General features: G+C 72.2%; 13 protein-coding genes and 1 pseudogene. 8 read left to right on the forward strand and 6 right to left on the reverse strand.

What is annotated here, in order from left to right; genetic code table 11:
* Positions 1-127 precede the first annotated feature (127 nt).
* Together ACQEU1_RS01685 and ACQEU1_RS01690 are read left to right on the forward strand one after the other, a co-directional pair.
* Positions 128-2,947, forward strand: a complete 2,820-nt coding sequence (locus tag ACQEU1_RS01685) for an AbfB domain-containing protein (protein ID WP_433195421.1) — start codon at positions 128-130, stop codon at positions 2,945-2,947.
* Positions 2,948-3,003: 56 nt separating this feature from the next.
* Positions 3,004-4,161: an AbfB domain-containing protein gene (locus ACQEU1_RS01690; RefSeq protein ID WP_433195423.1), complete on the forward strand. Its 1,158-nt coding sequence runs from the start codon at positions 3,004-3,006 to the stop codon at positions 4,159-4,161.
* On the opposite strand, the gene ACQEU1_RS01695 is transcribed toward ACQEU1_RS01690, so the two are convergent.
* The gene (locus ACQEU1_RS01695; RefSeq protein ID WP_433195425.1) at positions 4,158-6,782 is read right to left on the reverse strand and encodes a ricin-type beta-trefoil lectin domain protein; all 2,625 of its coding nucleotides are present in this window, start codon (positions 6,780-6,782) and stop codon (positions 4,158-4,160) included. The genes ACQEU1_RS01690 and ACQEU1_RS01695 overlap by 4 nt on opposite strands.
* A gap of 229 nt (positions 6,783-7,011) precedes the next feature.
* On the opposite strand from ACQEU1_RS01695, the gene ACQEU1_RS01700 reads away from it, so the two are divergent.
* Positions 7,012-8,157: a GH12 family glycosyl hydrolase domain-containing protein gene (locus tag ACQEU1_RS01700; RefSeq protein WP_433195427.1), complete on the forward strand. Its 1,146-nt coding sequence runs from the start codon at positions 7,012-7,014 to the stop codon at positions 8,155-8,157.
* Here ACQEU1_RS01700 and ACQEU1_RS01705 read toward each other — a convergent pair.
* A complete protein-coding gene (locus tag ACQEU1_RS01705; RefSeq protein WP_433195429.1) occupies positions 8,154-9,137 on the reverse strand; it encodes an SDR family NAD(P)-dependent oxidoreductase in 984 nt (327 codons plus the stop codon). The genes ACQEU1_RS01700 and ACQEU1_RS01705 overlap by 4 nt on opposite strands.
* A 74-nt stretch (positions 9,138-9,211) precedes the next feature.
* Here ACQEU1_RS01705 and ACQEU1_RS01710 point away from each other — a divergent pair.
* A pseudogene (locus ACQEU1_RS01710) lies at positions 9,212-10,069 on the forward strand (AraC family transcriptional regulator); the annotation flags it as partial.
* A gap of 18 nt (positions 10,070-10,087) precedes the next feature.
* On the opposite strand, the gene ACQEU1_RS01715 reads toward ACQEU1_RS01710, so the two are convergent.
* Genes ACQEU1_RS01715 through ACQEU1_RS01730 form a run of 4 tightly spaced genes read right to left on the reverse strand, consistent with a single transcriptional unit; the run spans position 10,088 to position 14,726 of the window.
* Positions 10,088-10,984 carry an alpha/beta hydrolase family protein gene (locus tag ACQEU1_RS01715; protein ID WP_433195431.1) on the reverse strand — a complete coding sequence of 299 codons (897 nt, stop codon included), beginning with the start codon at positions 10,982-10,984 and terminating at the stop codon, positions 10,088-10,090.
* Between the two features lie 56 nt (positions 10,985-11,040).
* The gene (locus ACQEU1_RS01720) at positions 11,041-11,649 is read right to left on the reverse strand and encodes an acetoacetate decarboxylase family protein (protein ID WP_433195433.1); all 609 of its coding nucleotides are present in this window, start codon (positions 11,647-11,649) and stop codon (positions 11,041-11,043) included.
* Positions 11,642-13,285, reverse strand: coding sequence for an FAD-dependent oxidoreductase (locus ACQEU1_RS01725; protein ID WP_433195435.1), 1,644 nt, complete (start codon positions 13,283-13,285; stop codon positions 11,642-11,644). The genes ACQEU1_RS01720 and ACQEU1_RS01725 overlap by 8 nt, the downstream gene beginning before the upstream one ends.
* A gap of 4 nt (positions 13,286-13,289) precedes the next feature.
* Positions 13,290-14,726 carry a flavin-containing monooxygenase gene (locus ACQEU1_RS01730; RefSeq protein WP_433195437.1) on the reverse strand — a complete coding sequence of 479 codons (1,437 nt, stop codon included), beginning with the start codon at positions 14,724-14,726 and terminating at the stop codon, positions 13,290-13,292.
* A gap of 71 nt (positions 14,727-14,797) precedes the next feature.
* Between ACQEU1_RS01730 and ACQEU1_RS01735 the strand changes: the two genes are divergently transcribed.
* The 4 genes from ACQEU1_RS01735 to ACQEU1_RS01750 all read left to right on the forward strand — a co-directional run bounded on the left by ACQEU1_RS01735 (position 14,798) and on the right by ACQEU1_RS01750 (position 19,263).
* A complete protein-coding gene (locus ACQEU1_RS01735; protein ID WP_433195439.1) occupies positions 14,798-15,829 on the forward strand; it encodes an AraC family transcriptional regulator in 1,032 nt (343 codons plus the stop codon).
* A gap of 64 nt (positions 15,830-15,893) precedes the next feature.
* The gene (locus tag ACQEU1_RS01740; RefSeq protein WP_433195441.1) at positions 15,894-17,168 is read left to right on the forward strand and encodes a DUF1800 domain-containing protein; all 1,275 of its coding nucleotides are present in this window, start codon (positions 15,894-15,896) and stop codon (positions 17,166-17,168) included.
* Positions 17,169-17,172: 4 nt separating this feature from the next.
* Complete coding sequence (locus tag ACQEU1_RS01745; protein ID WP_433195443.1) at positions 17,173-18,411, forward strand: DUF1501 domain-containing protein; 1,239 nt, start codon at positions 17,173-17,175, stop codon at positions 18,409-18,411.
* Positions 18,412-18,438: 27 nt separating this feature from the next.
* Complete coding sequence (locus ACQEU1_RS01750) at positions 18,439-19,263, forward strand: alpha/beta hydrolase (RefSeq protein WP_433195445.1); 825 nt, start codon at positions 18,439-18,441, stop codon at positions 19,261-19,263.
* Positions 19,264-19,426: the final 163 nt, after the last annotated feature.

Below are 19,426 nucleotides of genomic sequence, written 5' to 3' on the forward strand. Positions count from 1 at the left end.
ACACAAACGAACACGACTTTCGGTCGGGTTTTCGTTGAATAGGGTTGTTCTTTGGTGGTTTGTGACGCAAAGTTTTCGGTGAGTTGTCCGATGTGTCACCCCTCCAGTCCCTGCCTGAAGGAGTTCGATGCGCCCCGCCCTCTCGTGGGCGGCTGCCGTGTTGGTCTTCGCCGGTGGCATCGTCGCCACCGGCTCCAGCGCGTCCGCTGCCGTCGTGCCCAAGACCCCGCCGCTGTCCACCCCGTGGACGAGCCAGGTGTCGACCACCAACCCGCTGCCGGAGTACCCGCGCCCGCAGATGACCCGCCCGGAGTGGCAGTCGCTGAACGGGGAGTGGGAGTTCCTGAACCCCGCCACGGACGGCGCGGGCAACGTCAACCGGTACGCCGCGCCGCCGCTCGGGCAGACGCTGCCGGAACGCGTGCTGGTGCCGTACCCGATCGAGTCCGCGTTGTCCGGCATCATGCGCAACGACAACCGCGACCTGATGTTCTACCGCCGCACGTTCACCGTGCCGTCCAACTGGAACGGCAGACGGGTGCAGCTGCACTTCGGCGCGGTCGACTACGAGGCGACGGTCTGGGTCAACGGCACCCAGGTCACCACGCACAAGGGCGGCTACGACCGGTTCGAGGTCGACGTCACGCCCCAGCTGAACGGCGGCACCAACGAGATCGTCGTGCGGGTGTACGACCCGACCGACGGCCGCGGCGAGAAGCAGCCGGTCGGCAAGCAGGTCAACGACACCAGCCGGATCTTCTACACGCCGTCTTCGGGGATCTGGCAGACCGTGTGGCTCGAACCCACGGCGCCCACGTCGGTGTTCTCCGTCGACGTCTACCCGAACCTCGCCACCAACACCGCGAGAGTCCGGGTCTTCACCCGTGGCAACGCTTCCGGGCACACGGTGCTGGCCGAGGCGATGGCCGGGACCACCGTCGTGGGCAGCGCCACCGGCGGGTTCACCGAGTTCTCGGTGCCCGTGCCGAACGCCCGCCGCTGGTCGCCGGACGACCCGTACCTCTACAACCTGCGGGTCTCGCTGCGGAACTCCTCCGGGGCGACCGTCGACCAGGTCGTGAACTACTTCGGCATGCGCGAGGTCGGCACGAAGCTCGTCAACGGCGTGCTGCGGCCGACGCTCAACGGCGAGTTCGTGTTCCAGATCGGCACGCTGGACCAGGGTTTCTGGCCCGACGGCCTGTACACGGCGCCGACCGACGCGGCGCTGGCGTCGGACCTGCAGAAGCACAAGGACCTCGGCTTCAACATGGTCCGCAAGCACATCAAGGTCGAACCGGCGCGCTGGTACTACCACGCCGACCGCCTCGGACTGCTGGTGTGGCAGGACGTTCCGTCCACACCGGCGTTCGACCAGAGCCGCACGGCCGCGCAGATCGCGCAGTTCGAGACCGAGGCGCGCGAGATCGTCGACGAGCACCGGTTCTCACCGGCCGTCGTCGCCTACGTGCCGTTCAACGAGGGCTGGGGCGAGTGGAACCTCGCCGACACCCGGCGGGTGAGCACCGACCTCGAGAACTACGACCCGACCCGGCTGATGAACGCCCACAGCGGCTACAACTGCTGCGTCTCCAAGGGAGATCCCGGCAACGGGGACATCATCGACTGGCACGTCTACACCGGACCGGACGCGCCACGGCCGTCCGCGACCCGCGTGTCGGTGCTGGGCGAGTTCGGAGGCATCGGGCTGCGCACGCCCGGCCACGAGTACAGCCCGAAGAACGACTTCTTCGCCTACGAGCAGGTGTTCAGCGCGGGCCAGCTCAACGACCGCTACACCGGCATGGTCCGCGACGTGAAGCAGCTCATGACCACCAAGGGGCTCTCCGCGTACGTGTACACGGAGATCACCGACGTCGAGGGCGAGTACAACGGCCTGTACACCTACGACCGGCGGGTGCAGAAGGTCGACACCAACCAGTTGAGGGCCGCGCACGCCGATCTGATCGCGTCCTCGCGGAACCTCAACTCGCCGGCCGTGTTCACACTCGGGCACGTCCGGTCGTTCCGGGTCACCACACCGGGGTTCACCGACCGCTACCTGCGGCACTCGAACTCGGTGGCACGCACGGACGTCATCAACGGCGCGAGTGCGGACAGCGCGCGCCAGGACGCGTCGTTCCGCACGGTGGCCGGTCTCGCCGACCCACGTTGCCACTCCTTCGAGTCGGTGAACTTCCCCGGTCGTTTCCTGAGGCACGCCAACAACACCGCGCGCGTCGAGGCGTCGACCGGAGGTTCGTTCAACGCCGACGCCACGTGGTGTGCCCGGCCTGTTGCGGGTGGCACGTCGTTCGAGTCGTTGAACATCCCGGGTTCGTTCCTGCGGCACTACGCGGACAACGTCTACCTGGCCCGCAGCGGCGGCCCGAACCCTTGGGACAGCGCGACCGGGTTCGCCGCCGACTCCACCTGGGCGACCGCGGATCCTGCGCTGTGGCGGAGCTCCGTGCGGCTGGCGACGGACGTGCGGCAGTCGTTGCGGGTGGCGACGTGGGGCCACACCGACCGCTACCTCCGGCACGCCGACAGCCTGGCGTACACGGAGATCGTGAACGGCGGCAGCAGCGCGACGCTCAAGGCCGACGCCACCTACACCGTCCGCCGCGGGCTCGCCGACTCGTCCTGCTACTCGTTCGAGTCGGTGAACTTCCCCGGCCAGTTCCTGCGGCACGCCGCGAGCCGGGTGCGGAACTCGCCGAACGACGGCTCGGCGTTGTTCCGCGAGGACGCCACGTTCTGCGCCCGGCCAGGCTTGAGCGGCACGGGCGTGACGCTGGAGTCGATCAACAAACCGGGCTCGTACCTGCGGCACTTCGAGTCTCAGGTGTTCGTCGCGTCCGGCAACGCCGAAGCGGGCTTCGACCGGCCGCAGACGCTGACGGCGGACAGCACCTGGACGATGGCCGCGCCCTGGGCGCCGTAGATCCGCACGAGGCCGGGGCGGCGACGCCCCGGCCTTCCTACTTCGGGGAGTTCGGCATGTGGCGACGATGCACGGCGATCCTGACGACCTTGTTCCTCCTCTGCCTGGGAGTGGCGCCGGCCTCGGCGGAGGGCAACGGCGGCACGCGGGTCCTGCCGCTCGGTGACTCGATCACCGACGGCTTCAACGTTCCCGGCGGCTATCGCATCAACCTGTGGCGGTCACTGGCCGGTGCCGGTCACCTGGTGGACTTCGTCGGCACCGGGTTCAACGGCCCGGCCGACCTGCCCGACCACGACCACGAGGGCCACTCCGGCTGGCGCATCGACCAGATCGACGCGATCGCCACCGGCGTCGTGCGCGACACCGCACCGCGCACGGTCCTGCTGCACATCGGCACCAACGACATCGTGCAGAACCACGACCTGCCCGGCGCTCCGGGACGCCTGAGCGCGCTGGTCGACCGCATCCGTGCGGCCGCACCGAACGCGGACGTGTTCGTCGCGTCCGTGATCCCGTTGTCCGACCCGGTGCTGGAGGCCAGGGCCGACGCCTACAACGCCACCATCCCGGACATGGTGCGGGGCAAGGGTTCCCGCGTCCACTTCGTCGACATGCACGCCGCCCTGGGCACGGCCGACCTGGCCGACGGCGTGCATCCTTCCCGCGGTGGCTACGACAAGATGGCCGCCCGCTGGGCGTCCGCGCTCGCCGCCGTACCCGGTGCGGCGGGGGACGACGGCGCTGCGGTGACCGTGCCCACCGGTCTGAAGTCGTTGCGCGTCACCACCCCCGGCTTCACCGACCGCTACGCCCGGCACCAGAACGCGCTGGGGTACACCGAACACGTCGACGCCGGCAGTTCCGCGCTGCTCAAGGCCGACGCCACCTGGCGGATCGTCCCCGGCCTCGCCGGCGGGTGCTACAGCCTGGAGTCGCGCAACTTCCCCGGCCACTACCTGCGGCACCAGGCCGGCCGCGTGAAGATCAGCGCCAACGACGGCACGGCCCTGATGCGTGCCGACGCCACGTGGTGCGCCCGTTCCGCACCGACCGGGGTGCGGCTGAGCGCGTGGAACTTCCCGGGGTCGTACCTGCGCCACATCAACAGCGAGCTCTGGCTCGCGACCCCCGGAGGCTCCGGCCCCCAGGACAGGGCCGCGAGCCTCGTCCCGGACATCGCCTGGTCCGTCGACGCGCCCTGGGCTCCCTAGAGCCCGGTCGTCCACCGCTGGTTCGGCGCCCCGTTGCAGTCGTGGATCTGCAACCGGGTGCCGTTCCCGCCCTGCCCGCCCGGCACGTCGAGGCACCGCCCCGAGTTGGGGTTGAGCAACGAACCGTCCGCGCGCGGCACCCACTGCTGGAACACCGATCCGTTGCAGTCGTAGACCCAGAGCGGTGTTCCGTTGCCGGTCTGCCCACCGGGGACGTCGAGGCAGCGGCCCATCGCGCGGACCGTGCCGTCGGTCTCCACCGCCCACTGCTGCACCGGCGCGGTGTTGCAGTCCCACAGCTGCACTGCCGTCGCGTTGAGCTGCCCGCCCGCGGCGACGTCGAGACAGCGTCCGAGTGCGTTGCGCACGCCGCCCAGAGCGCGGGGGATCGTGGCTCCGGCCGGGAGGCGCAGGACGTTCTCGCGCCGGTTGCCCCTGGACCAGGTGGGATCGCCGAGACCGATGGCGCCGTTCGCGATCCGGCCGGTGAGGTAGTCGCGGTACCAGCCGAGCCAGTACGGCAGGTTGCCCGAGTTCTGGTCGTACCCGTACGCGGCGGCGCAGTGCACGCCGTCGGTGCGGCCGGGGTCGTCGGCGCACTGCGGGGCGCGGCCCGTGCCGAGCTGGCGGAAGTAGAACTGGGCCAGCGCGTGCAACGCCTCGTGCGTCCACCCGGCCAGCGCGTCCTGGTGGTAGCCGAGGTCGTCGCGGGCGTTCACGCTGCTCCAGCCGGTGTTGTGCGGGCCGGTGCCGCCGAGCGTCCAGTAGGAGTGGTTGCGGAACGGCCCGTACATCAGCACGCCGTCCCACTCGCCGGGGTGCACCCAGCGCGCGGTGTCGCCGCCGACGTCCTCCGGCCGGATGATGCCCTCGGCGCTCGAGCTCGTCAGCGGGTCGGGGGAGACCTGGACGGACGTCTGCAGGAACACGCTGCCACCGGTGAGGTCCCGCACCATGCGCGGCCACGTGGTCAGGAACGCGTTGCGGGCCGCGTCGACCTGGGCGGCGGACAGCTGCCCGCCCCAGCCCGGTGCGGTCGAGGAGGGTTTGATGATCATCAGGTACCGCAACGCCACCGCGGGACGTGCCGCCGCCGTGGTGGCGGCGGTCAGGTGCTCGACCCGCTGGGCCGGCGAGCCGTTGCAGTCCCACAGGCGCAGCCGGGTGCCGTTGGCCGTCGCGCCGTCCGGGGAGTCGAGGCACCGGCCGGACAACGGGTTGATCAGCGTGCCGTCCGGGCGGTGCAGCCACTGCTGGGGCGACAGGCCGTTGCAGTCCCAGATCTGCAACGGTGTCCCGGCCGCGGTCGCGCCGCCGGGGACGTCCAGGCAGCGGCCGTTGACCGTCAGCGACCCGTCCGGCCGCCACGTCCAGCGCTGCACGGGCGCGGTGTTGCAGGTCCACAGCTGCACGGCGTCGCCGTTGCGGCCACCTCCCGCGGCGGCGTCCACACAGGTCCCGCCGACCGCGCGCAACGCCCCGGTCCGTTCGGTGGTGGGAGGTAACGCCGCCGCACCCGCGTAGGCGCGGCACACGCCGTCAGCTCCGGCGTCGGTGGTCACCTGCGCCACGCGGTCGTCGTCCAGCGGCACGAGGGTGGGGCTGTAGTTGGGGCAGACGCCCGGACGTGCGCCGGGCACCGCGACCGGGACCGGGAGCGCGGTCCACGAGTCCAAGGCCTGGCCGGCGGCGAACATCGCCAGGCCGTTGAGCGCCGCCGTGGAGCCGTTGGCGTTGAGGACGCGTTGCCCGACCAGCAGCACGCGGCCGGACGACGTGACCGCCAGCGTCGGCGTGGCCACCAGGTAGCGGCCGTCCTGCGTGCGGGCGAGCGGGCCGAGGTCGGCCGGATCGCCCCAGTCCCAGCCGTTCGGGGAGGTGCGGTACCGGACGGCGCAGTCGAACTGGCCGCCGAAGCCGCACACCTCGTACGCCATCAGGTACGTGCCGCTGGGCAGCCGCCGGACCGAGGCCATACCGGGCCGGTGCCCCGAGGCGGTGCCCGCCACCGTGGTCGTGCGCTGGGTCCACTGCACGCCGTCGGTGCTGACCGCCCTGGCGAGGACCTGGCTGCGGCCGGGCTGGCCCTCGTCGGCGAAGTGCAGCACGAGCCGTCCGGAGGCGTCCACGGAGAACTCGGGTTCCCACAGACCACCGGTGCCGGCCGCCCGCACCGCCGTGGCCAGGAGGCTCCAGGTGCGGCCGACGTCGTTGCTGCGCCACACGCGCAGGGACATCCGCCGGTCGGGAGCGTCCTGACCGGCGGAGCCCGCCCACAGCAACGTGCCCGGTGCGAGCGAGCCGACCTGCCGCGGCAGTTCGAAGAGCGTGGTGCAGCACAGTCCTGACCGCGCCTCGGGATCGGCTACGGTGCCGACGCGGCGGTAGGTCGCGCCGCCGTCGGTGCTCTCGCTGATCGCGCCCACGGGCCCGCCGCCGGGGAAACCCGTGGTCGTGAGCAGCACGCGTCCGTTGGCGGAACCGTTGTGCGCCAGCCGGACCGCTCTCGGGTACATCGCGGCGTCCTGGCTCACCGGAGGACCTGCCGCCGCCTGCGCGGTGGACACCGACGCGATCATCACGAGGAGTGCGAGGAAGAGTGCTGAACTTCGGCGTTTCACCGTTGAACCTCCCGAGTTCGCCCGGTCGGAGAATCCCGGCGTTCTTCCTGGCGTGTCAACGAATTCGGCGCGGTAACAGCGAAACATCGCGACTTTCGTCCCGGAAGTGCCGCTGTTCGACGGATTCGACACACCTTTCGGAGACTTTCCTTGCCATCTCAGGTCTTGCGCCTCACCGTGAAGAGCCTGGGAGCGCTCCCAGATCCCCGATGGCGTGGAAGGAAGACCGATGCGAACGTGGACCCTGCTGGCCACCCTCGCGCTGGCCCTCACCGGCGTGGCACCACCGGCCCAGGCGGCCGTCGAGATCTGCGACCAGTACGGCTCGGCCAGTCTCGACGGTGGCCGGATCATCGCGCAGAACAACCGCTGGGGCGCCTCGACGACCCAGTGCATCAGCGCGGACGGCACCGGGTTCCGCATCACGCGCTCGGACCACGACAACGCCACCAACGGTGTTCCCGCCGGCTACCCGTCCGTCTACAAAGGATGCCACTACGGCAGCTGCACGACCGGCAGCGGGCTTCCGTTGCGGGTGAGCGACTTCCGCGACCCGCGCGCGACCTACGACATCAGCACGCCGGACGCGGGGGAGTGGAACGCCTCGTTCGACATCTGGTTCGACGCGAACCCCAACCCGTCCGGCCAGAACTACGGCGCCGAGCTGATGATCTGGGCCAACCACCGCGGCCGCCCGCAACCCATCGGCAGCAGGCAGGCGACCGTGAACCTGGAAGGCGGCACCTGGGACGTGTGGATCGGCAACATCGGCTGGAACGTCATCTCCTACGTCCGCCAGCAACCGACGAACCTCATGTCCGACTTCAGCGTCAAGGCGTTCACCCAGGACGCCGTGAACCGCGGCCAGATCAACCCCGCCTGGTACATGACGAGCGTGCAGGCGGGCTTCGAGCCGTGGGTCGGCGGCGCGGGCCTCGCGGTCAACCGGTTCGGCTTCACGACCGACGGCGGTGGGGGTGGCGCCCAGAAGATCGTCGGCGCCGGCAGCAACCGGTGCGTCGACCTCGACGGCTGGGGCACCGCCGACGGCACCGCCACGATCCTCTGGGACTGCCACGGCGGCACGAACCAGCGGTGGGAGTGGCGCGGGGAGTCGCTGGTGAACCCGGTGTCCGGCAAGTGCCTCGACGTGCGCGGCAGCGGCACGGCCAACGGCACGCAGGTCTGGCTCTGGTCGTGCCTCGGCAACGGGGCGCAGCGCTGGGTCCGGGACGCCAACGGCAACCTGCGCAACCCGCAGTCGGGCCGGTGCCTCGACGCCGTCGAACGCGGCACGGCCAACGGCACCCGGTTGCAGCTGTGGGACTGCGGCGGCGGTGTGCAGCCCCAGCAGCAGTGGCGGTTCGAGGCCTAGGCGCCGATGAGCCGTTCGCTCAGCTCCCACAGCCGGCGGGCGGAGTCCGGGTCGAGGGCGTGCGGGGCGACGTCGGTGAGCGGCGCCGTCCCGATCGCGCCGTCGAACGGGGTGGCGTCCACCGGCGAGATGTCGTTGTTCTTCAGGTAGACCCCGCCGATGCCGTCGAGCAGGGGGCTGGTGGCGGCGAACACCACGGTGCTCGCCGCCTGCTCCGGTGTCTTGCGTTCGGTGTCCGGGTCGATGATCGGCTCACCCTCGTCGTCGATCAGGCCCATGGCCTTCAACGCCTCCGGCGGGAACATGCCGTCGGCGCCGCGGGCGAGCGTGGTCGCCACCGCGATGCCGGGGTGCACCGCGTAGGCGTGCAGACCTGTTGCCGCACAACGGCGTTCGAGCTCGACGGTGAACAGGATGTTCGCGGTCTTGGCCTGGCCGTAGGAGGCGCCGGCGTCGAAACCGGTGGCGAAGTGCAGGTCGTCCCAGCGGATGTCCGAGAGCCGGTGGCCGCCGGAGGTCAGCGTCACGACGCGGGCGCCGGGCAGCGCGGGCAGCAGCGCCAGGGTCAGCTGGAAGTGGCCGAGGTGGTTGGTGGCGAAGACCTTCTCGTACCCGCGCGCGTCGAGTTCGAGCTTGTCGGAGCCGATGCCCGCGTTGTTGACGAGGATGTCGAGCGGCCTTCCCGTCGTGAGGAAGCGTTCGGCGAAGGCGTCGACGGAGGCGGGGTCGAGCAGGTCGAGCCTGCCGATCTCGACGCGGTCCAGGCCGGCGACGGCGGCGGCCGCGCGTTCCGGGTCGCGCGCGCCGATCGTGACGGTCGCGCCCGCGGTGCTGAGCGCTCGGGTGGTCTCCAGGCCCAGGCCCGCGTGGCCGCCGGTGACGATCGCGTGCTTGCCGGTCAGGTCGATGCCCTCGAGCACGTCGGCGGTGGTCGACGCGGCGGTGAACCCGGTGCCCAGGGGGCGTTGCATTTCGAACATGCCCCTGACGCTAGGGCGCCTGCTCCGAACTCTGAATAATTGAAAGTCCGCAATTCTTGAGCGATAGTTCGAGGGTGCGGAGTGACGCGTTGTCCGAGGTCCTGGAGCTCATCGACGTCCGGGGCGTGATGACCGGCGGGTTCACCGCGAGCGGGCCGTGGGTCGCGCGGGGTGAGCTGACCAGGCCGCTGGAGTTCGTGGTCGTGGCGCGCGGGCGGGCGACGTTCGAGACGAACGGCACGCCGGAGCCGGTCGAGGCCGGGGCGGGTGACGTGGTCGTGCTCAACCGGCAGACCTGGCTGCGCGGCCGTGGCGGGTCGCCGCACGAGGTGCCGCGCGAGATCGACGTGACCAGGCCAGGGGAGTTCTCGCCGCACGACGCCGACGCGGTGATCGGCGGGCACCTCCACGTCAACGCGCTCGGCCACGTCCTGCTGCACGCGCTTCCGGACGTCAGCGTGGTGCGCGGGTCGTCGTTGCCGTCGCGGATCGAGCAGCTGGCCGAGGAGTTCACCTCGGACCGGATCGGTGGCGCCTTCGCGGTGCGGCAGCACGCCCAGCTGCTGGTGCTGGACGTGCTGCGCGCACACCTCGGCCGTGTGGACCTGCCGGTGGGCCTGCTCCGCCTGCTCACCGACGCCCGGCTGCTGCCCGCCGTGACGCTGATCCACACCCGGCCCGGTCACCCGTGGCAGCTCGGCGAGCTGGCCGGGGCGGCGGCCATGTCCCGGACCACGTTCGCGACCCGGTTCCGCGCGGTGGCAGGGGTACCGCCGCTGACCTACCTGTGCCGCTGGCGGATGTTGCTGGCCGAACGCGCGCTCCGCGACACCGACGCCCGCGTCGGCGAGCTGGCCGCGTCACTCGGGTTCGGGTCGGAGAGCGCGTTCTGCACGGCGTTCAAGCGCGAGGTCGGTGAGTCGCCGCTGCGCTTCCGCACCCGCGCACGGCTACTCGGTGCCCTCGAACACGACGGCGGCGTCCGTGCGGGCGGGCTGACCCCAGACGAGGTCGCGCGCGGCCGCGTCGCCGCTGAGGTAGTGGCGGAACCACGACGTCATGACCCGCTTGGCCGCGACGAGCTGGGCGGCCCTGGTGACGGAACCGTTGTCGCAGAACAGGCCTGAGGAGTCCATGAAGCCGCAGTGGAACCCGCCGGTGATGGTGCGCAGCTGCCGTGACGGCGGTTTCGCGGCGAACATCGGCCGCTGGTGGTCGGCGACCGGCGTGATGGTGTCCTGGGAGCCGGCGAGGAACTGCGCGGGCGCGGCGAGGGTCGCGGCCGCCGCCTTCGCCGACGGGGTGGTCTCGGCGGCGGCGTAGGTGGAGACGGCCGTGATCCTCGGGTTGCGCGCGGCCGCGAGCACCGCCGCGCCGCCGCCCATCGAGTGGCCCGCCACGCCGAGCGCCGTCGTGGTGATGTGGTCGTGGAACCGCGAGCCCGTGGTGGTGTCCTGGGCGACCAGCCAGGTCAGGCCGGTGTTGAGGTCGTCGGCGAACGTGCCGTGGTCGGGGCTGAGGCCGCCCTGCGTGGTCGGCACCACGACGACGAAACCCCACGACGCCAGGTGGTTGCTGGTGCTCGTGTACTTCGACGTGGCCTGGAAGAAGCCGTGCCCGAAGGCGATCGCGGGGAACCGGCCCGCCGCCACCGGCTGGTTCGTGCCCGCGGTGGTGGCGGGGTAGTGGACGCGCGCGGCCACCGACCGGCCGCCCGCGACGGCGGTGACATCGCTGTACGCCACCGGGTACGTGCCGGGTCGGCCGTAGTCCGGTGCCGCCGCGGACGCGCTCGGGGCGGCCAGGGTGGTGGCCACCAGGGCAAGGGTCAGCGCGAGTAATCGCATGCAGGGCTCCTCGGGAGAGATGGGTGGAACTCGCGGCGCTCAGGGGCGCCGCGACGTCAGGGCTGCCCGAACCGCATGCGCAGTCCGGTGACCGCGAGGTGCAGGCGCGGCCGGGCGTTCGTGAGCCAGGTGAGCGCGCCGTCGGGGAAGAACCGCCAGCGCAGCCGGGTGGGTCGGACGCGGGCCGCGGTGCGCAGGGCGGTGCGCACGCCCTCGCCGTCGCGGGTCTGCCAGACCGAGGTGCCGACCCGCACCGGCAGGCCGGACGGCGAGTGGTCCCCGGCGGTTCCGGAGGCTTCCGCGATCCCGTGCGCCAACGCGGTGAAGCGAGGCCCGCCGGCCAGCGTGAACTCCGCCATCTCCTTGGGGATGCCCCACATGGCCCGCGCTCCCGCCCTTGACGTCTCGTCGTCCACCCAGATGTCCGTGATGGACAGTCCGAACCGGACTCCCCGGCGGACCGCGACCGCCGCCATCAGCTCGCGGTACGAGAGCAGCCCCTCGGGCGAGTAGTCGACGAACGCGGACACCACGACCACCCGGCCGAACAGGCTGAGCGGCGCCACGCCCGCGGGCAGCAGGGGTACCGCCGAGCGTGGCGCCGTCCACACCGTGAGCCAACCCCGGCCGCACAGGGTCCACGGTGCAGCAGGGAAGTCAGGCATCCGGGGCTCCCTCGCGCAACGCGGCCGGTGCGCCCACCGGCACGGCGGGGCGGAGCGGGGCGACCGCGCGGATCCTCCGGTAGGGCTCGCCGAGTGGCGGGCGCGGGTCCGGATCTCCCTTGCACGGCCACAACGACATCGCGCGCTCGGCGAGGGCCGTGATCGTCAGTGCCGGGTTGACCCCGAGGTTCGCCGGGATCGTGGACCCGTCCACGACGTGCAGTCCCGGGTGGCCGTGCACGCGGTGGTACGGGTCGACCACGCCGGTGGCGGGGGAGTCGCCGATCACGCAGCCGCCGATGAGGTGACCGGTCAGCGGGACGTTCGCCAGGTCGGTCCACGCGCCCCTGGCCACGCCGCCCGCGCGGGCCGCGAGCCGTCTCGCCACCTCGTGGCCCGCCGGGATCCACGACGGGTTGGGCGCGCCCTCGCCCTGGGCGGTGGTGAGGCGGCCGCCGCGCAGGCGGGTGGTGAGCGAGTTGTCCAGGCTTTGCATGACCAGCAACGCGATCGTCTCCTCCGACCACCTGCGCGGTGTGTGCGTGCGCAGGGCCGTGCGGACCTCGGCGCGGAGCTGGGCCAGGCCGCGGCGCAGGCGGGACGGGCCGCCGTCGACCAGCGTGGTCATCAGCAGGCCCAGCAGGTTGCTGCCGCGGCCGTACCGCACGACCTCGACGTGCGTGTCGGCGTCCGGGTGGATCGACGACGTGATCGCGATGCCCCGCGAGTGGTCGGTCGGCCCGCCGGTGGTGCGCACCGCGACGACCGCCTCGGAGTTGGTGCGGCACAAGGCCCCGAGACGGGGCGACAAACCCGGTAGCCCGCCCCGGTCGCGAATGCCGTGCAGGAGCTTCTGCGTGCCGAGGGACGCTGCCGCGAACACGACCTGGCTGCTGGTGAACACGCGTTCCGCCCGGCCACCGGTGCGGCGGGTGCGCACGGCGTACCCGCCGGCACGTCCCGGCCGCACGTCGGTCACCGTCGTCAACGGCCACACCTGGGCGCCCGCCTGCTCGGCGAGGTGCAGGTAGTTCTTCGGCAGCGTGTTCTTCGCGTTGGTGCGGCACCCGGTCATGCAGGCACCGCAGGCGATGCAGCCGGTGCGCCGCGGGCCGGCCCCGCCGAAGAACGGGTCCTCGCCGTCCGGTCCGAAGTGGACACCCACGCGGGTGGGCCGGAACGTCTCCTCGACGCCCAGCTCGGCCGCGACCTGCCGGAGCAGCCGGTCGGCCTCGGTGCGCACCGGGTTCTCGACGACGCCGAGCATCCGGCTCGCCTGGTCGTAGTGCGGCGCGAGCTCGGACCGCCAGTCGGTGACGTGCGCCCAGCGCGGGTCCCGGAAGAACGAGTCCGGCGGTTCGTACAGGGTGTTGGCGTACACCAGCGAACCGCCGCCGACACCGGCCCCGCTGAGCACGAGCACGTCGCGCAGCAGCGTCATCCGCTGGATGCCGGTGCACCCGATGCCCGGCGCGAACAGGTAGTCGCGCAGCTGCCAGGACGTGCGGGGGAGCTCGTGGTCGGCGAACCGGCGGCCGGCCTCCAGCACGCCCACGCGGTAGCCCTTCTCGGTCAGCCGCAACGCGGTGACCGCGCCGCCGAACCCCGAGCCGATGACGAGCACGTCGTAGTCCACGGTCTCACCCCTCCGCCAGAGCCGGGACCGGCACGTGGTCGCCGGGCCGCAGCCGCGCGGTCCGGCGCAGGTACTCCCTGGTGCTCCCCGGCCAGTTGGTGGTGACCGAGCCGTCGTCCGCGCGGTACCAGGAGCCGCAGCCGCTCCACACGCCGTGCGCGAGCCGGGCCCGCATCTCCGCGTCGAACGCGGCGGCCACCTCCGGCCGCACCTCCAGGCCGCCGCCCGTGCCGGCGAGGTGGCGCACCGCCGCGACGACGTAGCGGCACTGCGCCTCGATCATCGTGATCACCGAGTTGCCCCCGAGGTTGGTGTTCGGGCCGTAGACGAGGAAGAAGTTCGGGAAACCGGGCACGGACATGCCGAGGTGCGCCCGCGGCCTGCCCGCCCAGACGTCGGCGAGCTCGCGGCCGTGCGCGCCGAAGACCTTCAGCGGCAACCGGAAGTCCGCCACCTCGAACCCGGTGCCCCAGATCAGCACGTCCGCCGGGTGCTCCCGGCCGTCACGGGTGCGCACACCGCCGGCGGTGACCTCGGTGATCGGCTCGGTGACGACGTCGACGTCCGGCGAGGTCAGCGCCGGGTACCAGTCGTTGCTGAACAGCACCCGCTTGCAGCCCGCCTGCTCGCGCGGCCGCAGCAGCGCGCGCAACCGGGGGTCGCGCACCCGGACGTGGCGGTGCGCGGCGGCGAGCCCGGCGACGAGGCTCCGCGAGAACCGCCCCGAGTTGAGCAGGCCGGTCAACGTCTCGCCGGCGAGCCAGACCCCCGCGCGAGCGGCCCGTGCGGTCAACGGATGCGCCGGAGTGCGCTTGGCGGCGTCGGGTTTGGGCAGCACGTGCGGTGCCGACCGCTGGAACACGGTGAGATGGCCTGCCAGCGAACGGATGCGCGGGACGAACTGCACCGCGCTGGCACCCGTTCCCACCACCGCGACCCGCCGTCCGGTGAGGTCCACGTCGTGCCGCCACCGCGCGCTGTGGAAGACCGGGCCGTGGAAGCGGTCCACGCCGGGCAGGGCGGGAGTCGACGGCCTGTTCAGCTGCCCGACCGCCGACACGAGCACGTCCGCTTCCACGACACCGCCGCCGGCCAGTGCGACGCGCCACCGGCCGCCGTCGAACGACGCGGAGACGGCCTCCGCGCCGAACCTGATCCGGTCCCGCACCGGTGCCGCCATGCGCTGGAGGTAGGCGAGGACGTCCGGTTGCGTCGCGTACCGGCGCCGCCGGTCGAGGTGGGGAGCGAACGAGAACGAGTAGAGCGACGACGGCACGTCGCACGCCGCGCCGGGATAGGTGTTCTCCCGCCAGACCCCGCCGGCGTCCTCGGCGCGCTCCAGCACGGTGAAGTTGTCGAAACCGGCTCTGCGCAGGGACAACGCCACACCGAGACCGCCGAACCCGGCACCGATGACGACCACTTCTGGGGTAGCAGGCACGCTGTCGAAACTAGGAACAACCACCCGTTCGCACCAGGACAACGGCGGCCGGGGAATTGACAATCGCGGCCATGAGGACGTTGGCCGAACCGGCGACCCGGCACTGGGACTTCCCCCGCGGCATCGCGAGCGTCGCCCTGCTGCTGCGCTACGGCGTCGAACGCGGGCTGGCGCGGCACTACCTGCTGGCGGGCAGCGATCTCACCGCCGGGCAGCTCGCCGACCCGGCGGCGGAGATCACCGCCCACCAGGAGCTCGCGGTGGTGCGCAACCTGGCCGCCCACCTGCCGGACGCGGGCGTGGACGCGGGCCGGCGCTACCACGCCACGACGTTCGGCGTGCTGGGCCACGCGTTCCTCAGCGCGGCCACCGTGCAGGACGCGGTCGACCTGGCGTTGCGCTTCCTGGACCTCAGCTTCGCGTTCACCGCGCCCACCGCCACGCTGACGGGAGACCGGCTGGTCCTCTCGCTCGACCCCGGCGCGCTGCCCGCCGACGTGGCGCCGTTCCTGGTCGAACGCGACCTGGCCGCCATCCACACCGTGATCGGTGAGCTCGTCGGAGGCGAGGTGCCCGTCGTGTCGGTGGACCTCAGCCGTCCCGCACCGACCGACGTCCGGGCCCACGAAGAGGTCTTCGGTGTCGTCCCGACGTTCTCCGCACGGCGCGATCAGTCCGTTGTGGACGCGGCACTGCTGGTGAGAGCGCTCCCGCTCGCCAGTCCGGAGGCGACGGCGTTGTGCGAGCGGCAATGCGCGGACATGGCCGCCCGCCGTCGCCGCAAACCGGGTGTCCAGGACGAGGTCCGGCGGCTGCTGGAGGGCTCGGCCCGGTTCGAGGAGACGATGCCGGACGTGGCGCGCGCACTGGGTCTCAGCCCGCGCACGTTGCGCCGCAGGCTCACCGAGTCCGGCACCGGCTACCAGGCGCTGCTGGACGAGGTGCGCGCCGCCCGCGCCGCCGTGCTGCTCGCGGACCGCGGGCTGTCCGTCGAGCGCGCGGCGGCCGAGCTCGGGTTCGCCGAGCCCGCGAGCTTCATCCACGCCTTCCGCCGCTGGTACGGCAGCACGCCGGCCGGTTTCGCGCGGTCTCGCGGCGCCTGAAGCGACTCTGAAGGATCAGCCGGCACCCTGGTCACGGCACGGCGTCCGACGAACACTGTCCGCCATGGTGCAACTGGACGATCGCGCCGCGGTGCGGAGGCTGCACGACCGGTTGGGCACGGGCCCGCGGCCAGGAGATCTGGACAGAACGTTCGACGCCGCGCTCGACGCGCTGCTCGCGGAGGACCCCGCCGGCGACGTGCCCGCGCCGCAGCCCGCCAGCCCGCCCCGCCCGGTGAAGGGCGACCGCGCGGCCAAGCAGGACGCGGCACACCAGCGCGGCGAGGACGAGCACGCGCTGGCGACGTGGTGGCTCGACCGCATGGTCACGACGGGCAGACCCGCCGTCGAGCGGATGACGTGGTTCTGGCACGGGCACTTCGCGACGAGCGAGCAGAAGGTGCGCTCGCCGCGGTCGATGCTGGCGCAGAACGAGACGTTCCGCGGGCTCGGCCTCGGGCCGTTCGCGGACCTGGCCCAGGCGCTGGTGGTCGACCCGGCGATGCTGGTGTGGCTGGACGGCAACGACAACCGCGCGGGCGCGCCCAACGAGAACCTCGCCCGCGAGTTCATGGAGCTGTTCACCCTCGGCGTCGGCCACTACGGCGAACAGGACGTCCGCGAGGCCGCGCGAGCGCTGACCGGGTGGACGGTGCGCGCAAACGACGGCAAGGCCGAACTGGTCGCGAAACGCCACGACGACAGCCAGAAGACCGTCTTCGGGCAGGCGTCGACGTACACCGCGAAGTCGTTGGTGGAACTGCTGCTGTCCCGCGAGGAGAGCCCCGAGTTCGTGGTCGGCAGGGCGTGGTTCCGGCTGGTGTCCGCGCAACCGCCCGCCGCCGACGTCGTGGCACGGCTGGTGCCCGCGTTCCGCCGCGACACGCGGTCCCTGTTGCGCGCCATGGCCGCCGAACCGGCGTTCCGCGACGCGGCGAACACGCTGGTGAAGCAACCCGTCGAGTGGGCGGTGGGGCTGATGCGCGCGGTCGGCGTGCGGCCGCGCGACCTGACCCGCAAGCAGGCCGACGCGTTGCTGAAGGCGTTGCGCGGGCTCGGTCAGACGCCGTTCCGCCCGCCGAGCGTCGGTGGCTGGCCCGCCGGTGGCGCGTGGCTGACGACCGCCACCTGGCCGTCGCGGCTCGACCTGGCCAAGATCGTCGCCGACCGCGCCAAGCCGGACCTGGGCACCGCCGACCGGATCGAGGGGGTGCGGCGCCTGCTCGGCGTGGACTCGTGGTCCGACCGCACCAGAACCGCGCTCGGCAAGGTCTCCGGCGACCCCGCGCAGCTCGTCGTCGTGGCGGCGAACTCCCCCGAATACGTAGTGAGCAGGTGAACTCGTGGACAAGCTGACCCGACGCCGTTTCCTCACCCTGTCCGGTGTCACCGCCGCCGGCGCCCTCGCGATCGGCGCCACTCAGGTGAACTGGGACGACCTGATGAAGGCGGCCGCGGACGACCCGCTCGACCCGAGCCAGGGCGTGCTGGTCGTCGTGACGCTCTACGGCGGCAACGACGGCCTCAACACCGTCGTGCCCGCCGAGGACCGCGCCTACCAGGACGCGCGCCCCGACCTCGCCTACGAACCGGGCGAGGTGCTCGGCCTCGGCGAGGGCCTGGGCCTCAACCCCGGCCTCAAGGGCCTCAAGACCCTCTGGGACGAGAAGGGGCTCGCCGTCGTGCGCGGCGTCGGCTACGCCCAGCCCGACCACAGCCACTTCCGCTCCATGGCCATCTGGCAGACGGCCTCGCCGCGCACCTCCGTGCCGTCCGGCTGGCTGGGCCGCTGGCTCGACGAGACGGCGGGCGACGACCCGTTGCGCGCGTTGTCCGTCGAACCCCTGCTGCCGCCGTTGCTCGCCGGCGAACGCACGGCCGCGGCCTCGTTCCCGCTGAACGGCCTCAAGCTGCCGTCCGGTCCGCTGGGCGACGCCTTCTCGGCGCTGGGCCAGCCGTCCAACGGTGAGGACCCGTGGCAGGCGCGGGTGTCCAAGTCCATCGCCGACCTGCGCCGCACCGCCACCACCCTCACCGGCTCACCCGAGGGCGGCAAGCTCCCGGACGACGACCCGGACGAGCAACGCGACAAGGGCGCCTCGGCGGGCGGCGGCGGTGCGCTGGGAGCCCAGCTCGACGTGGTGGCCCGCCTGATCGAGGCGGGAGCGCCGTGCCGCGTCTACTCGGCGTCGCTCGGCGGCTTCGACACCCACTCCGACGAACGCGCCACTCAGCAACGCCTGCTCACCGAGCTGGACGCGGCGCTCACGCCGTTCGTCCGCAGGGTCGGCAAGCGCGCGGCCGTGCTGGTCTACTCCGAGTTCGGCCGGCGGGTGCGCGCCAACGCGAGCGACGGCACCGACCACGGCACCGCGGGCCCGGTCTTCCTGCTGGGCGCGGGCGTCCGGGGCGGCTTCTACGGCGCCCAGCCGAGCCTGACCGACCTCGACGACGGCGACCTGCGGCAGACCACCGACTTCCGCGACGTCTACGCGACCGTCCTGGACCGCGTCCTCGGCACCGAACCGGCCAGGGTGCTGAAGGACCACACCGGGCAGCTGGAGGGAGTCTTCGCCACCTGACCCCGGCCGCACGGCACAATGCTCAGCGTGCTGAACAATGTGCTGAGGTCGGTCGCGGCGGGGCTGAGCGTCGTGGTGCCGCTGGTCCTGCTCGCGCTGGCGTGGCGACCGCTCACCAGCGGCCACCCCGCGCAGCTGGTCCTGCTGGGCGCGGTGGCGGTGATCGGCGTCGTGCTGGCGTGGTGGGCACCGCCGTGGCTCGCGGCGGTGCTGGCGGTCGTGCTGGTGGCGCCGGCGGTGTACCTCCAGCCGTTCGCCGCGACCCAGGACTCCGGTGACGAGACCGTGCTGCGCCCGGGCGGGCCGGTCCGCGCGGGCCTGGTGTTCCACCCCGGCGCCCGCGTGGACCACCGCGCCTACCTGCCGTTGCTCCGGCGCGTCTCCGCGCAGGGGTTCTTCGTCGTCGTGGTGAAGGAACCGCTGAACATCGCCCTGCTCAGCGGCGACACGGCACCCCTGCGGGCGAGTCATCCGGAGGTGCCGGTCTGGGCGGTCGGAGGGCACTCGCTGGGTGGCGTGGCCGCCTCACGGGACGTGCTCGCCGATCCGTCCGTGCGCGGTCTCGTGCTGTGGGCGTCCTATCCGACCGATGACCTGTCGACCCGCAGCGGCCTCGTCGCGTGGTCCATCCACGGCAGCCGGGACGGTTTCACCACGCCCCAGGACATCGCCTCGTCCCGCGCGCGGCTGCCCGCGGACACCCGGTTCGCGGAGATCCCCGGTGGGGTGCACGCGTTCTTCGGCGACTACGGCGACCAGCCGGGCGACGGGGTGCCGGCGGTGTCGCGTGCCGAGGCCCAGGACGAGATCGTCGAGCAGACCGTCGCGGCCCTGGCGACCGTCGCACAGTGATCTCTATTGCTTCAGTGTAAACCGAAAGTGGGCGCTCGCGGCGGTTCGAAGGCGGTGAAATCGCGCATTACACCGAGCAGGGGCCCATGTGAAGCTTCGCTGATCCGCGTGGGCCGGTGAATACCTTTTCATGTTTTTGCCGTCAACGGTCCGGTGGTTCCTC

It is taken from the genome of Lentzea sp. CA-135723 (assembly GCF_050936595.1).
In the GTDB taxonomy this organism is placed as follows: Bacteria; Actinomycetota; Actinomycetes; order Mycobacteriales; family Pseudonocardiaceae; genus Lentzea.

Coding starts and splice junctions, on each gene's coding strand:
- ACQEU1_RS01685 (WP_433195421.1), top strand. CDS start 128: ATGCGCCCCGCCCTCTCGTGGGCGGCTGCCGTGTTGGTCTTCGCCGGT.
- ACQEU1_RS01715 (WP_433195431.1), bottom strand. CDS start 10,984: ATGCGATTACTCGCGCTGACCCTTGCCCTGGTGGCCACCACCCTGGCC.
- ACQEU1_RS01740 (WP_433195441.1), top strand. CDS start 15,894: ATGGTGCAACTGGACGATCGCGCCGCGGTGCGGAGGCTGCACGACCGG.
- ACQEU1_RS01705 (WP_433195429.1), bottom strand. CDS start 9,137: ATGTTCGAAATGCAACGCCCCCTGGGCACCGGGTTCACCGCCGCGTCG.
- ACQEU1_RS01735 (WP_433195439.1), top strand. CDS start 14,798: ATGAGGACGTTGGCCGAACCGGCGACCCGGCACTGGGACTTCCCCCGC.
- ACQEU1_RS01690 (WP_433195423.1), top strand. CDS start 3,004: ATGTGGCGACGATGCACGGCGATCCTGACGACCTTGTTCCTCCTCTGC.
- ACQEU1_RS01700 (WP_433195427.1), top strand. CDS start 7,012: ATGCGAACGTGGACCCTGCTGGCCACCCTCGCGCTGGCCCTCACCGGC.
- ACQEU1_RS01720 (WP_433195433.1), bottom strand. CDS start 11,649: ATGCCTGACTTCCCTGCTGCACCGTGGACCCTGTGCGGCCGGGGTTGG.